The following is a 14,270-nucleotide window of genomic DNA, read 5'->3' on the forward strand; positions in this document are numbered from 1 at the left end:
TCCGTTTAGTTGTACTTGATACGCGGATCCAGGACACGATAGAGAATGTCTGCCAGCAGGTTGCTGAAGATGACAAGGATTGCCACGACAAACACAGCTGCCTGAACGATCGCCATATCCCGGGTATTGACCGCCTGAATGATCAACTGACCCATTCCCGGCCAAGAGAAGATGGTCTCGGTAATCAGCGTACCTCCGATCAGTGTCGAGGTTTGCAAGGCCATGATCGTCACGACGGGAATCATCGAGTTTCGCAAGGCATGCTTGTACACGACAATCGATTCCAGCAAGCCTTTGCTGCGAGCCGTGCGAATGTAATCCTGGTTCAGAATTTCCAGCATGCTGGAGCGTATCAGACGGGTCATCTCTGCTGCAATGCCAGTCCCCAAGGTGAAAGCAGGCAGGATTAAATGCGCCAATGTCCCTCGGCCAGATACCGGCAAAGCCTTTAGCTCCACCGCAAATAACAGGATGAGCATGATCCCTAGCCAAAAATGCGGCATTGCCTTTCCTAAAACGGAACTTCCGGAAAAGAGGACATCGAGGAATGAATTGCGCTTCGTAGCAGAGAGAATGCCTAGAGGAACGGAGATGACGGTTGCCACAAGCATGGCGGCAATCGCCAGTTCAAACGTAGCGGGAAGTCTCTCCATTACAATCGGCAGTGCAGGCATGTCGTAACGGAATGAGTTTCCAAAGTCACCCTGGAACAGGTGTCCGATAAACGTGAAGTACTGGATGTACAATGGCTGATCCAATCCAAGAGCGGCAATCAAGATCCTCCGGTCCTCGTCCGTAGCCGTATCGGACAACATCAGAGAAACCGGGTCGCCGGTACAGTACACGAGCACGAACACAATGATAGAGATCAAAAACAGGACGGGAATGATCTGGAGCAAGGATTTCAGCAAGTACTGCCTCATGGTGTCACCTCCGCAAGAGTTTTTGGATACAGGAGGAGGTCTCAGCTTGAAGAGACCTCCTCCCGGGTACTTTCCTGGTTTCCCTTTTACTTCTTGGTGACCTCATCCGCAAAAAGCATTTCATCCAAACGAGGCTCGAAATTCACTTTGTCGCTTACCCCGTAGTTTGCATTCATTTGGTACATGTAGATTTGAGGGCGTTCTTCCGCAATGATTTCCTGTACCTTTACATACTGCTTTGCACGCTCATCCAGATTCATGTTCTTTTCGGCTTCCTTCAGCAGCTTATCAACCTCTGGATTGCTGTAGTCAGACTCGCCTTTCGCACGCTCGGTCGTCAAACGATCAAACGCCAAGGAAGCATCAAACATGGAGTTTGCGTAGGAAATCATAAACACTTCACCAAATTTTTTCGCTTTGTACGTGTCGTTGAATTTGCTCCATTCCAACAGATCCAGCTTGGCGCGAATGCCCGATTCTGCCAGCATCGCCTGAATCAGCTCGGCAGTCTCCTTGTCCTTCAGATAGCGGCCGCTTGTTGCGCTGAAAGAAATGTCCACACCATTCGGGTAGCCTGCTTCAGCGAGGAGCTGCTTCGCACGTTCCGGGTCATAGAGTGATTTGCCATACAGCTCTGGGTCAGCCCCAAAGTTTCCTGCGGTCACGCGCGTACGTGTAGGAGTTCCGCCGCCTGCCAGAATGTTGTCCACGATTGCTTTTTCATCGATGGCGAGGTCAATCGCTTCTCGCACTTTTGGATTTTCTGTCACGGTTCCCGGTGTAGTACGCAAGGATAGCTGCATGACCCGCTGCGTAGGTGCCGTGACCGCATGTGTGCCTTCATTGCTCTCGATCCGCTCCATGTCGCTCGGTGGAATGTTCACCGCGATGTCTACCCCGCCAGTCATCAGCTCCGCCACACGAGTCGCATCCTCCGGTATCGCTCTGAAAACTAGCTTGTCCCATTTGGGCTTGTCGCCGAAATACTGATCGTTTTTCACCAGGATCAAGCGATCGTCACGCTTCCATTCCTGGAATTTGTATGGACCTGTGCCGACCGGATTTTTGAGGAATTCATCCCAGCCCTTTTCCTTGATGTATTTAGACGGCAGCATACTTGAGCCGAGGCGGGAGAGCCGGTTTAACAGCACGGGCTCCGATTCGTTGGTGATAATTTCAACCGTATGCGGGTCAATGATTTTCACTTCTTTAATTTGCTTGTAGTTGCCGTATTCCAACAGCTTCTGATCCTTGGCGATCCGCTCCAGGGTAAATTTCACGTCTTCTGCCGTGAATGGATCTCCATTGTGGAAGGTTACACCTTCACGAAGCTTGAAGCGCCACGTCTTGTCGTTGACGATTTCCCAGGAAGTCGCCAGATCAGGCTGAACCTTTTGATTCTTATCCTTCTTAACCAGATAGTTGAACATGTTTACATGAACCGCTTCTGTTGAAGTGTTGTTGTGGTCGTGAATGTCGAAGCTGACAATGTCGCTGCCGCTGGCAAATGTCAGGACTTTTTCCCCCGTATCGTTCGCAGCAGGAGCAGCGGTTCCTTGGGCTGCTTGCTCCTGTGTTGGTGCCGTTGTAGTCGACGATTGGCTGCTGCAGCCGACGATTGCGGTAGACAGCGCCAAAATGGCGGCAAGCCCGAATCCAGCTAGACGTTTTTTCATGTGTACGCCCCCTAATCTTTATTCGCTCTCTTTTCTCTTTTACTCACGACTCCACCATTCTTTTATTGGCCCAGGTAGTTCAAGGCTAGTGCGGAAAGCATGGCGATTCCGACAGGCAGGGCATCCTCATCGATATCGAACATCGGATGATGCAGAGGATACTGCGTTTGCTTCTCCGGATTGCCCACACCTAAGCGGAAAAACACCCCGGGCACATGCTCTGTATAGTACGAGAAATCCTCGCCGCCCATAGATGGCGTCACCATCTGGTATTTCCCGTGACCGAGCACTTGATCAGACGTGACGAGCAACCGGTCAACCATTTGATCGTCATTCACGATGGACGGGTAGCCAAAATGGTAGTCAAACTCATAGGAAGCGCCCAGCGCCATCGTCACTCCTTTGACTACCGCTTCGATCTTGCCCGGCATCTGCTCTCGCAAGGCTGGATTCAGCGTCCGCACGGTTCCCAAAAGCTCTACTTCTGGAGCGATGACATTGCTCGCGCTGCCCCCTTGAATTTGGCCGATGGTAATGACGACGGGATCAAGCGGATTCACCTGACGGCTGGCGATGTGCTGCAAGGCGGAAAGCACTTCTGCCGTCACCGCAACGGAATCGATCGCTTGATGTGGATGTGCGGCATGACCCCCTCGCCCGATAATGTTGATGCGAATCCGGTCGGCAGCCGCACAGCTAACTCCTCGAACTGCTGAAATCTGACCAGTCGGCAATCCAGGGAAAACGTGAAGTCCCGCCATCGCCTCGATGTTGTACGCCGACAACAGTCCATCCTTGATCATCTCACTCGCCCCGCCCAGCCCTTCTTCCGCTGGCTGGAAAACGAACGCGATATTGCCTTTTTCAGGTCTCGCCTGCTGCGAAAGAAACTGGGCTGCCCCCATCAGGATGCTGGTATGCGCATCGTGTCCACATGCGTGCATCTTGCCCGGTACGGTAGAACGGTAGGCCGATTCCTTTTGATCCTGAATGGGCAATGCGTCCATATCCGCGCGAAGCCCGATCGTAGGTCCAGGCTGTCTGCCGCGCAATAAACCGACGACTCCCGTCCGCCCAATGCCTCGCCGCACTTCAAGTCCTAAGCCTTCGAGGTGTTTAGCCACGCGTTCCGATGTGCGCACTTCCTCGAAGCCGAGCTCGGGATTTTGGTGAAAATCCCGTCGCCACATGATCACTTCCTCCTTTAGCGAGCTTGCCTTCGCTAAAATCTCGGAGCTTCGGTACAAAACGGGAATCGTGTCCATATTCTTTAAGCCTCCTTGGCGAACTCTTCAAATATGGCAGCCATGTGCTTGATGCCTTGAATATAGTCTTCAATGATGACATTTTCGTTTGGCGCGTGATTGTTGGAAGCAAAATTGCCCACTCCCACTGACACCGCTGGGATTCCGAGATTTTGACAGAGTATGTACATAGGCCCTGTACCCGGTGACATCGGCATGATTGTTGGCTCCATTCCGTAGATGTCTTTGACGGTATTCACTACCGCACGGGTCAATGGATTGTTAAGTGGGGTGCGGGCAGGATGCTCCAGAGTGAAGCCTTCCATCTCGATATCGGAGAACCCATGCTCGTCCAAGTGCGCTCTCAGCAAGCTGAAGATTTCATGCGGATCTTGGTCAGGCACCAGTCTAAAGTCCAGCTTGACCCTCGCTTCTGCTGGCAGCACGGTTTTGGAGCCAGTGCCCGTATAGCCGGAAACCAGTCCGCAAACGGTGCATGTCGGCTGGAAAATCAGTTTTTCCTTCAAAGGAATTCCTGACAGGTCAAGCAGGAAGGATTTCAGTCCCAGCTTTTCTAGCGTACTTTCCTCGTTGTAGATCATTTGCTCAAGCATTCCGGCATCGTCATCGCTTAATGTCGCTACCTTGTCGTAAAATCCTTTGATTTGAATCTTTTCATCCGGTGTCTTCAATGTATTCAGTGCCCAAAGCAATCTCCAGGCAGGGTTTTCGATAATCGCTGCATTGGCGGAATGAAGGTCAGTATTTGCGCCTCGACAAACCAACTCCACGTAGCACATGCCTTTGACACCTAGACTTACCTGCGGGCGTCCATCCGCATTTTTATAACCAAACTCCCAGATACATCCATCAGCCTGGATCCTATCGTGATATCTTTCCACAAACTCTTCCAGGTGAACGCTGCCGATCTCTTCTTCCCCTTCTACGATGAACTTCACACGCGTAGGCAGCTTTCCCCTTACTTGTGTATAGGCATGAACTGCGGCTAGGCGCGCCATGAGATTTCCTTTGTTGTCAGCCACACCACGAGCGTACATGCGGCCATCGCGAATTTCTGCTCCAAAAGGAGGAGTCTCCCACAAATCGAGTGGATCTTCCGGCTGCACGTCATAGTGGTTGTAAAAGGACAAGGTTTTCTCGCTCTCTCCAGGAAACTCGCCGTACACGACTGGATAGCCGGACGTTTCTAGTTGCTTTGACTCGCCACCGATCTGGGTGATAAATTGCTCTACCATGTTTGCCGTTTCTTTCATGCCACGATTTTGCGCAGCGACACTCGGTTGTTGGCAAATCTGCTGAAGCCAGCGAATGTACATCTCCCTATTCTGCTCAATGAATGAAAACACGTCCTGCACAGAAGTCAGCTCCTTTTACAGAAATATTCGCTAATTGTTCAGAAAAACTATAAAATAATTGGAATTTGGTGTCAACTTTAAATATTCTAAATTTTAAAAGATTATTTTTAGTAGTTTTGCAGGTTTTGTTGAAATAGTGCAGAACACTTAAAATTTAATTAAGAGAAAAATTCAGAAAACATTCTTTAAATTCAAGCTAGAAATGGGGAATTTGACGATGGAAAGACAGGTAGATGACCTCGTAGAAGAATTGTATCCCTCTCTCCAGGAATGGCGACGTGATTTCCACAAATACGCCGAATCAGGATGGGTGGAATTTCGCACGGCCAGCATGGTAGCCAGCAAGCTTGCTTCGTGGGGCTTTGAGGTGAAAGCAGGGCGGGAGGTCATTGCAGAGGATGCCCGGATGGGTGTGCCTCCCCTTGCATTTCTCAAAGCTCAGGAACAACGGGCCCTCTCACAGGGTGCTGTCGCGGAGTGGATCCCGCTCTTGTCGGGCGGCTTTACGGGTGTAGTCGGGATTCTGGACTCTGGCAGACCTGGCCCCACAGTTGCCTTCCGCGTAGATATGGATGCCCTCGATCTGCAAGAATCCCATGCCTTGGATCATGCTCCAGCTGCAGGCGATTTCGTTTCTATCAACGACAAAATGATGCACGCTTGCGGCCATGACGCACATACCTCGATTGGGTTGGGACTGGCCTACGTCCTGAGCCAAAGCAAAGAAGAGCTCCACGGCCGTGTAAAGCTCATCTTTCAACCCGCTGAGGAAGGCGTTCGAGGCGCCAAAGCCATGGTGGAAGCTGGCGTTGCCAATGATGTTGACTTCTTGTTCGCCTGCCATGTAGGTACTGGAATCCCTCTGCGAGAAGTCGTCTGTGGAACGCATGGTTATCTGGCCACTACCAAAATGGATGTCGTCTATACCGGTATCGCCTCCCATGCCGGCGGTAATCCGGAAGAAGGGAGAAACGCTCTGCTTGCTGCAGCGTCAGCCGTCATGAATTTGCACTCCATCACCCGTCATAGCGGCGGCAACTCCAGGATCAACGTGGGGGTGCTGGAAGCAGGAAGCGGCCGAAACATCATACCGAACCATGCCTCGTTCAAGCTGGAAACCCGAGGCGACACAAGTGAAGTGAATGAGTATATCCTCTCCCGCGCCATTGACATCATCCACGGTTCGGCAAAGATGTACGGAGTTGAGTCCCAAATCGATATCGTAGGTAAAGCAGGCAGCAGCGATCCGAGCCCGGAGCTGCTCCCCTACATCCGGGCGCAGGCAAGCAAAGTGAAGGATGTCGCTTCGATCGTGGATACGACATCAGCAGGCGGTTCAGAAGATGCCACATATTTGATGGAGCGCGTGAAGCAAAACGGCGGTCTCGCATCCTATCTCGTGTTTGGAACCACGCTTGCAGCCGGACATCATAATGAAAAGTTCGATATCGACGAAGAGGTCATGAAAATTGCGGTAAAAACACTGGCTCTCTGCGCGTTGCATACGCACGAATTACCTCTGTCTAAAGTGAATGCCTAACTGACCTTATACACAAAAACAGGAGGAATGCGATTATGTCGGGACTGCTCCATTATTTGAAAGAAAATCAGGATCATATCTTGGCCGATGTGGAACGCGTCGTCAAAGCTGAGTCCCCTACGCAAGACAAGCAAGCCGTCGACCGCTGCGGGGAAGTATTTCAATCCCTGTTCGCTGAGCATCTGGGCCTCACCGCCGAAGTCATTCAGATGGATACGACCGGGAACCATCTGCGTTTTACCTATGGGGAGGGAGACGGACAAATTCTTATTCTCGGCCATATGGACACCGTCTGGGACATCGGGAGACTCTCTTATCGGGTCGAAGGCAACAAAGCATACGGTCCCGGCATCCTGGACATGAAAAGTGGGATCATCCAGGCGATTTGGGCTGTGAAGGCATGCAAAGATCTCGGAGTCGCCCTGCAGAAAAAAGTGGTTTTCCTTTGCACAAGTGACGAGGAAACAGGCAGTGACAGCTCTCGCGCATACATCGAGCAGGAAGCCAGAAAAAGTGATGTTGTATTGGTCGTTGAACCAGCTGTAGCAAACTCCGGAGCCTTAAAAACTTCCCGCAAAGGTGTCGGCCACTTTACCATGAGCATCAAGGGCAAAGCCTCCCACGCCGGCAACCATCATGAGGAGGGCATCAGCGCAGTAGAAGAAATGGCCCACCAGATTCTGTTTTTGCAGGGCTTGACCGACTACAGCAGGGGAACAACCATCAATGTCGGCATAGCAAGCGGCGGGAATCGCACCAATGTAGTGGCAGAAAGCGCCCTTCTCGATATCGACGTGCGCATCAACCGGCTGTCAGAGGCCGAGAGAATAAGCGATCTCATCACCCATGCAACCCCTTTTCTCGAAGGAACTACTCTGCAAATTACGGGGAACGTAAACCGCCCTCCCATGGAGCGCACGGCCCAGACGGAAAAGCTGTTTCACCTCGCTACGGAATGCGGCAATGAACTGGGAATGACCCTCACCGAAGCGCATGTCGGCGGCGGAAGCGACGGAAATTTTACGGCCGCCCTGGGAGTCCCCACGCTCGATGGCTTAGGCGCTATGGGTGATGGACCCCATGCCGAATACGAGCACATCCTGATCGACCAGCTTCCCGTGCGAGCTGCATTGCTTGCCAGCTTGATGACCCGATTGTAAATGGAAGCTTGGTGAGAAACAGGCTACAGAAGGAACTCTTTTCTGCACAAAAAATAGAGCTGATTGCTCAGCTCTACTCTGTCTATCAGCCAGCTTTGTTCGAGCAAAGCTGGCTTTCCTATTCCAATCCGTACTTCTCCAGCTTCCGATAAAGAGTAGACAAACTGATTTTCAGCTCGTTGGCGATGGCTGCCTTATCCTGAGCACAAGAGCTGTTTGCATAGTAACGCTGCAGCACGGAGCGCTCGTAGTCGGCCAGCATTTGCTCCAGGCTCAGCGACGGGCTATCCGTTTGTAGTCCTTCTCGAACCGTTTGCAGGTAATCCGGTAGATTCTCATCCCCGATCACCTCATCTTCCGCCATGTTGACCATATATTCCACGGCATTTTCCAGCTGCCGAATGTTACCCGGCCAGTCGTAGGCAATGAGCTGCTGTGACAGACTGGAGTCGAGCTGACAGCGCCCTTTTTGCAGGAGTGTCGAGTACCGGTACAAAAAATGATGAAGGTAGAGCGGAATATCCTGTCTACGCTCTCGCAGCGGCTGCAAGCGGAGGGGAATGACATTGAGCCGGTAGTACAAGTCTTCCCGGAACGTCCCTTCCCGCACCATTTTCTCCAAGTCCCGATGTGTCGCCGCAATCACTCTTACATCGATACCGATCGTTTTTATCCCGCCCACGCGATCGACTGTTTTTTCCTGCAGCACCCGGAGCAGCTTGGGCTGAAGAGACAAAGGAATGTCCCCAACCTCGTCGAGAAAGATCGTTCCTCGATGGGCCAGCTCAAACTTCCCGGGCTTTCCCTCTCTCCTCGAGCCTGTAAACGCTCCCCCTTCATAACCGAACAACTCACTCTCCAGCAAGGTTTCCGGGATTGCCGCACAGTTGATAGCGACAAAGGGATACCGGCTCCGCTGTCCCTCGCTGTGAATCGCTCTGGCCAACAGCTCTTTGCCAGTCCCGCTTTCCCCGCGAATCAATACCGTTGAAATGCTGTTCGTTACCTTTTTCGCTTTGGCTATCACATCCCGCAAACCCGTCTCCGCACCAATCAACTGTGCGAAATAAACAGGAGGTGCAGTGGCTTCGGGAACCTCCTCCTGGATGTGGCAGCTCTTTTCCCGCTCGGCGTCCAGTTCCAGCAGCTTGTGCTCGATTAAAGAGCTGATATGCTGCAAAAACGGCGTCCACTTTTCCGAGTGATGCAGCATTTTTTCCTTTTGCTCGGGCGAGAAGCCGATGATCCCAATGACTCCAACTGTCTTTTCCCGCTTGTGCACAGGAAAACCGATCGTGGCCAGCTCCCGGCATTGCTGTAAAAACTTGCAGTTCATACACTGCGACTCGTTTTTTTTCATATCAAAAATCATACCCGGCTGTCCGGTCTGCAAAATCATTCGAAAGAACGACCCTTCCGGCGCAGGCAGCCCAATGAGTTCCTGGTAGTACCCGGTCCCGCTCACACGGATGCCCTGTTCATCCAGAATAGTGACATCCAGTCCCAGTACCTTGGAAATATTGTCTGCGTATGATTGTATGAAATCCGCTATGCGGGAAAATTCGGTCATGATCGGCCCTCCTGCATTCCGTTCCTACGCCCTACTTGTGTGCAGCAGCTGTCAGTAAAGGAGACAGCGCTTGCTCCAGATCTCCGATAATATCCTTTGCATCTTCTAACCCCGTAGAGAGTCGAATCAGGCCGTCCGTGATGTTGAACTTGGCTCTCTCCTCTGGAGGAATGGAAAAATGCGTCATGGAAGCCGGATGCTGCACCAACGTTTCCGGGTCTCCTAAACTAAACGATATCATAGCCAGGCGCAGGGCGTTAATGAAAGATTTGGCTGCCTCGTATCCCCCTTTGACCTCGAAGGAAACAATCCCTCCCATGCCCGCCATTTGCCGCTTCGCCAGCTCATGCTGCGGGTGGGAAGCCAGTCCCGGGTAATACACGCGGCTGATAGCAGGATGCTTCTCCAAAAACTGCGCTACTGCCTCCGCATTTTGGACATGCTGTCTGACTCGCAGGCCCAATGTTTTCAAGCCACGCAGGATCAGAAAGGCATCCCAGGCATTCAAGTTTTGCCCCAAATCACCCATGATGTGCTTGCGCATGAATTGGATATGCTCTTGTTTGCCCACGATAAATCCGGCAATCACGTCTCCATGCCCATTCAAATATTTCGTGGCACTGTGCACGACGACATCTGCTCCGAGCTCCAGCGGCCTTTGCAAATAGGGAGTCATAAACGTATTATCCACAATGACCATGATCCCGTGCTCATGGGCGATCCGGGACAATTCCGTGATATCCAAAACGGTCAGGCACGGGTTCGATGGCGTCTCGAGGTACAGCACCTTGGTTTGGGGCAAAAAGGCTTTTTTCACTGCCGCAAGATCGGTGCAATCGACAAAATCAGCTTGAATACCGTAGCGAGGGGCCAACGTCGTGAGAAACTTGTGGCTTCCTCCATAGACGTCTCGCGTACACACGACATGGTCGCCTTGCTGGAGAAAAGCGAGCAAAGACGCGGAAATGGCCGCCATCCCGCTGCTGACGCCCAAAGCTGCTTCACCGCTTTCCAAGGCAGCAATCTTTTCCTCCAATGTCTGGATCGTTGGGTTTCCATAGCGTCCGTAATACGTGCCTTCCCTTTGTCCGGCAACACACGCCGCTGCCGCATCCGCGTCAGGAAATGCGTAAGCCACTGCTGGAACGACCGCCGACACCACAGCTCCCGTCTTCTGGCACGGTGTTTGTGCTGTATGAATGATGGCGGTATCCAATCCCCACTTGTTTGTCATGATTCGTCTCTCCTTTATTCTCTGGTAACGCATTGATATAGCAAGGACTATGCCAAAGGCAAAAAGCGCATGAAATAAGCATTCCTGCTTTTTACTCCCTTGGTATTTTCGCAGGAATGCAAAGATCAATGAATCAGCAATGAAAAAAAGCCGTCAGTTCAACCAACGACTTTTCTCACATCTGCATTTTCGTTTTGCAAAAAAGGAAACAGCCCGTTACACAATGATGCCTCCACCGCTCTTCCGGTACTTCAGAATGCCTTCCGCCGCTCGGTAAGAGAGAGCCCCCATCGTTCCTGTAGGGTTGTAACCGCTATTGTGGGCAAAGGAGGAAGCACCTACCACAAACACGTTTTCGGCATCCCACATTTGCAGATAGTTGTTGACAGCTGATGTATCCGGCGAAGCTCCCATAATCACGCCACCTGTGTTGTGTGTGGATTGGTAAGGGGTAATATCGTACGGTCCCAGCTTGTTATTGATTTCAATTTTCCCGGAGGCTCCCATTTCCTTGACAATTTCTCCGCACTTGTCGGCACAATAGGCGGCAAGCTGACGATCCTGTTCTTCGAAATCGTACGTGATGCGAATGAGCGGGTCGCCAAATACGTCTTTGTATGTCGGGTCCAAATCCAGGAAGTGGTGTCGAAACGGCATGGAAGCTCCTTGCGCCCCCACCGAGAGGAACCGGTTCGCATATTTGAGAGACGCAGCCTTGAAATCTTTCCCCCAGCTTGGTGTACCTTCTGGAACCTTGTTGTTTGCGATAGGTCGCAATCCCAGCTGCGAAAGACTGATGTTCGCTCCATGAATGAAGTTCAGATCCTTGTGATCGAAGTTGTCCCCGTTATAATCGTCGAGACACATGGCGAGAGAGCCTGCGCCCGCATACAGGTTGAACTCCTTATCGTCAAAGAAGCCGACTGCTCCCCCACGAATGACCTGGTAAGCGTAGTTCTTTCCGATGACACCTTTGCCTGTCGCAGGATCATAAGGACGCCCCAGCTTGGACATGAGCAGCAGTCTCGCGTTGTTGAAGACATAGCTGGTCAACACAACGATATCCGCTGGCTGCTCGAGTTCTTCTCCCGTCGTTACATCCGTGTACATGACGCCTGTCGCTTTATTCCCATTATGTAAAATGCGCCGAACATGAGAGTGGGTACGAATTTCGAATTTCCCTGTCTTTTTCGCAATCGGAATGACGGTTACGACTGGATCTGCCTTGGCTCCGTATTCACAGCCAAAGCGCTCGCAGTAACCGCAGTACTGACAAGCAGCCCGCGAGACTCCATCAGGATTGGTGTAGGCTTCCGACAGATTCGCCGACGGCATCATATAAGGATGCAGGTTCTTCTTTTTGGTCGCTTCCTGAAACATTTTGATGCTGGGCGTCATTTTCATCGGCGGCGTTGGATACGGCTGTGAACGCTTGCCCCCCAGCGGATTTTCCTCACCAGAAATGCCCGCCATCCGCTCAAATTTGTCGAAGTACGGCTCCAGTTGGTCGTACGTAATCCCCCAGTCCTGAATCGTCATGCCGTCTGGAATTTTCTTTTCTCCATAACGCTCAATGGTTTTACTGCGGATCTCAAAATCATAGGGCAGGAATCGGAAGGTCTGCCCATTCCAGTGAACACCTGAGCCACCCAAGCCCGTCCCAATCAAAAAGGAACCGTACGAACGCATCGGGAGTGCCCGCACACTGGTTTTGCTGCGGAACGTGATGGTTTCTTTGGACAAGTCCTGCATCATTTCGTAGCGCATCGCATAGCGCAGCTCATCGTGCACCATGAAGTAATCTTCTGTTTTTCTTTCTTTTCCTCGTTCCAGACCGACGACAATCAAGCCTTGCTTGGTCAGCTCAGATGCGATAATTCCTCCGCCCCAACCAACCCCTACGATGACCACGTCGACTTTCGGCAATTTTTTGGCCATATTGGTTTGTCCCCCTTAATGTTGATGATCCCGCAAGCTCAAAGGGGCCATCTTTACAAACTCGTCCTTCTCGATGACTTGGGTATAAGCCATTTGATTACCTGGGTAATTTCTCATTTTCCAGCCTTCCATGTTTTTGTTGCCGCCGTAAAGCGGGTCTGAGTAGATGCCCTCCAGCGTACTTGCACGAAGCATTTTGAAAAAAGCACTGGCAGAAATCGTGGTCAATTTGACCTCATCGGATTCAAATGCCTTCAATACGGCATCCTGCTGCTCCGGAGTGAGCTCATAAAACCGTTTCTTCTGCGTGCTGTTGCTATAGTTGTTCATTTCTTGAATACCAATTTCGAAGATCTCCCGCCGCTTCAGCCTGCCTTGATAGCCTTGCGTCACTTCCCCGGGATAAAAAGGACCCTGCATGTAATCGCGTGCGTTAAAGCCCCAATCTCCCGCCAGCTGATGGTCGATAAAGTATGCCGCTCCAAGCGTCTTTGCCCCTGGTCCACTCTCGTCCTCGGGGAATATTCGCTCGCAGGCTGCATCGACTACCTTGAACTGCTCGGGAGTGAAGAACATCAATGCCTGATTGAAATCGGCTGCCGGAGCAGGTGTTGCTCCAGGAACTTGCGGTGCTGGTGCTTGCTGTCTGTTGAGAAGGCTGCCTGCTACGCCCCCCACAACCAGTCCACCGAGCACAAGCCCGGAGTTTTTCAGAAAGTTCCTCCGTGATACTGGTTGTTCACTTCCATTGTTTGATTGTGCCAACACTTCCACCTCCTGATGTCTCTATTCACCTGTTTGTGCATTTTTTCGACAAACTAAACAAGCTCTGCCTACATTTTTTCCAATAACCTCCTCAAATACTCAGAGAATCGACAGCGCAGGATAAAAGTATGTAGAAAGCAACTTTGGAGGGATCGAATATGAATCGAATCGGGAAATGGATGGGGACTGGCGGATTGGGTCTGGTGCTTCTGTTGACCGCCTGTAACAATCAGGCTGCACCACAGCCACAGCCGGCACGGACGCAGAATCATGCAGCACCTGGCGATATCGTCATACCCAGCGTAGACAGAGAAAAGAAAATGACGACCAACTCACTCGGGACTACCTCTAACGGAATGGGCACCAATGTCTACAGCAGCATCGGAAGCTCCCATCTCCACAGCGATGGCCCTTCTACGAAGCTCGAGGCTCAATTGAATGCTGCTGGCGTTCATGGCATTCAGGCCTTGGTTCTCAAGGACGCAGTCGTCATTTGCCCTGCGACAGTAAGAAGCCAATCGGTCAATCAGATGGATCCGATGCAAACCCATCTTCTCAGCAACTTCACTGGCAGCTCGGCACGCGGAAATGAACATACGACACCTGGAACGGCTGGTACTTTGGGCCGAAGTGATCTCAACACGACTCTTTCACAGGCCCGGGCACAAATTCACAAGCTGTACGGCAAAAATACACGTGTACTGACTGTCACTTCCAAACCGGGAATCGATGCGTTCGAGCAGGTCAAAAAACACCTTCGTGAAACCGGACAGGATGCCAATGCCCCAGCGATTCACAAACTCATGCGAGAAGCGAAGCAATAAAAACGCAAACAAAAAAGGGA

At 51.6% G+C, this 14,270-nt stretch carries 11 protein-coding genes; 3 read left to right on the forward strand and 8 right to left on the reverse strand.

Going from position 1 to position 14,270, the window contains the following annotated elements:
• Positions 1-5: 5 nt before the first annotated feature.
• The 4 genes from EDM59_RS27365 to EDM59_RS27380 all read right to left on the reverse strand — a co-directional run bounded on the left by EDM59_RS27365 (position 6) and on the right by EDM59_RS27380 (position 5,219).
• Positions 6-923: an ABC transporter permease gene (locus EDM59_RS27365; RefSeq protein ID WP_092268351.1), complete on the reverse strand. Its 918-nt coding sequence runs from the start codon at positions 921-923 to the stop codon at positions 6-8.
• An 86-nt stretch (positions 924-1,009) separates the two neighbouring features.
• Positions 1,010-2,599: an ABC transporter substrate-binding protein gene (locus EDM59_RS27370; protein WP_122926532.1), complete on the reverse strand. Its 1,590-nt coding sequence runs from the start codon at positions 2,597-2,599 to the stop codon at positions 1,010-1,012.
• Positions 2,600-2,661: 62 nt separating this feature from the next.
• On the reverse strand, positions 2,662-3,864 hold the full coding sequence (locus tag EDM59_RS27375) for a M20 metallopeptidase family protein (RefSeq protein ID WP_122926533.1): 1,203 nt from the start codon (positions 3,862-3,864) through the stop codon (positions 2,662-2,664).
• Between the two features lie 5 nt (positions 3,865-3,869).
• On the reverse strand, positions 3,870-5,219 hold the full coding sequence (locus EDM59_RS27380) for a M20 family metallopeptidase (RefSeq protein ID WP_122926534.1): 1,350 nt from the start codon (positions 5,217-5,219) through the stop codon (positions 3,870-3,872).
• A gap of 217 nt (positions 5,220-5,436) precedes the next feature.
• Here EDM59_RS27380 and EDM59_RS27385 point away from each other — a divergent pair, with 217 nt between their 5' ends.
• Positions 5,437-6,759, forward strand: coding sequence for an amidohydrolase (locus EDM59_RS27385; RefSeq protein WP_122926535.1), 1,323 nt, complete (start codon positions 5,437-5,439; stop codon positions 6,757-6,759).
• Between the two features lie 35 nt (positions 6,760-6,794).
• On the forward strand, positions 6,795-7,919 hold the full coding sequence (locus EDM59_RS27390; RefSeq protein WP_122926536.1) for a M20 family metallopeptidase: 1,125 nt from the start codon (positions 6,795-6,797) through the stop codon (positions 7,917-7,919).
• 118 nt (positions 7,920-8,037) lie between these two features.
• On the opposite strand, the gene EDM59_RS27395 is transcribed toward EDM59_RS27390, so the two are convergent.
• From EDM59_RS27395 to EDM59_RS27410, 4 genes are all read right to left on the reverse strand, one after another.
• Entirely contained in the window at positions 8,038-9,489 is a 1,452-nt protein-coding gene (locus EDM59_RS27395) for a sigma-54 interaction domain-containing protein (protein ID WP_122926537.1), read from the reverse strand.
• Between the two features lie 31 nt (positions 9,490-9,520).
• A complete protein-coding gene (locus EDM59_RS27400) occupies positions 9,521-10,726 on the reverse strand; it encodes a trans-sulfuration enzyme family protein (RefSeq protein WP_122926601.1) in 1,206 nt (401 codons plus the stop codon).
• Between the two features lie 213 nt (positions 10,727-10,939).
• Positions 10,940-12,661, reverse strand: coding sequence for a GMC family oxidoreductase (locus tag EDM59_RS27405; RefSeq protein WP_122926538.1), 1,722 nt, complete (start codon positions 12,659-12,661; stop codon positions 10,940-10,942).
• Positions 12,662-12,676: 15 nt separating this feature from the next.
• A complete protein-coding gene (locus EDM59_RS27410; protein WP_122926539.1) occupies positions 12,677-13,426 on the reverse strand; it encodes a gluconate 2-dehydrogenase subunit 3 family protein in 750 nt (249 codons plus the stop codon).
• A 158-nt stretch (positions 13,427-13,584) separates the two neighbouring features.
• Between EDM59_RS27410 and EDM59_RS27415 the strand changes: the two genes are divergently transcribed.
• Positions 13,585-14,250: a hypothetical protein gene (locus EDM59_RS27415; protein WP_122926540.1), complete on the forward strand. Its 666-nt coding sequence runs from the start codon at positions 13,585-13,587 to the stop codon at positions 14,248-14,250.
• Positions 14,251-14,270 lie beyond the last annotated feature (20 nt).

Source organism: Brevibacillus nitrificans (assembly GCF_003710965.1).
Lineage (GTDB): Bacteria > Bacillota > Bacilli > Brevibacillales > Brevibacillaceae > Brevibacillus > Brevibacillus centrosporus.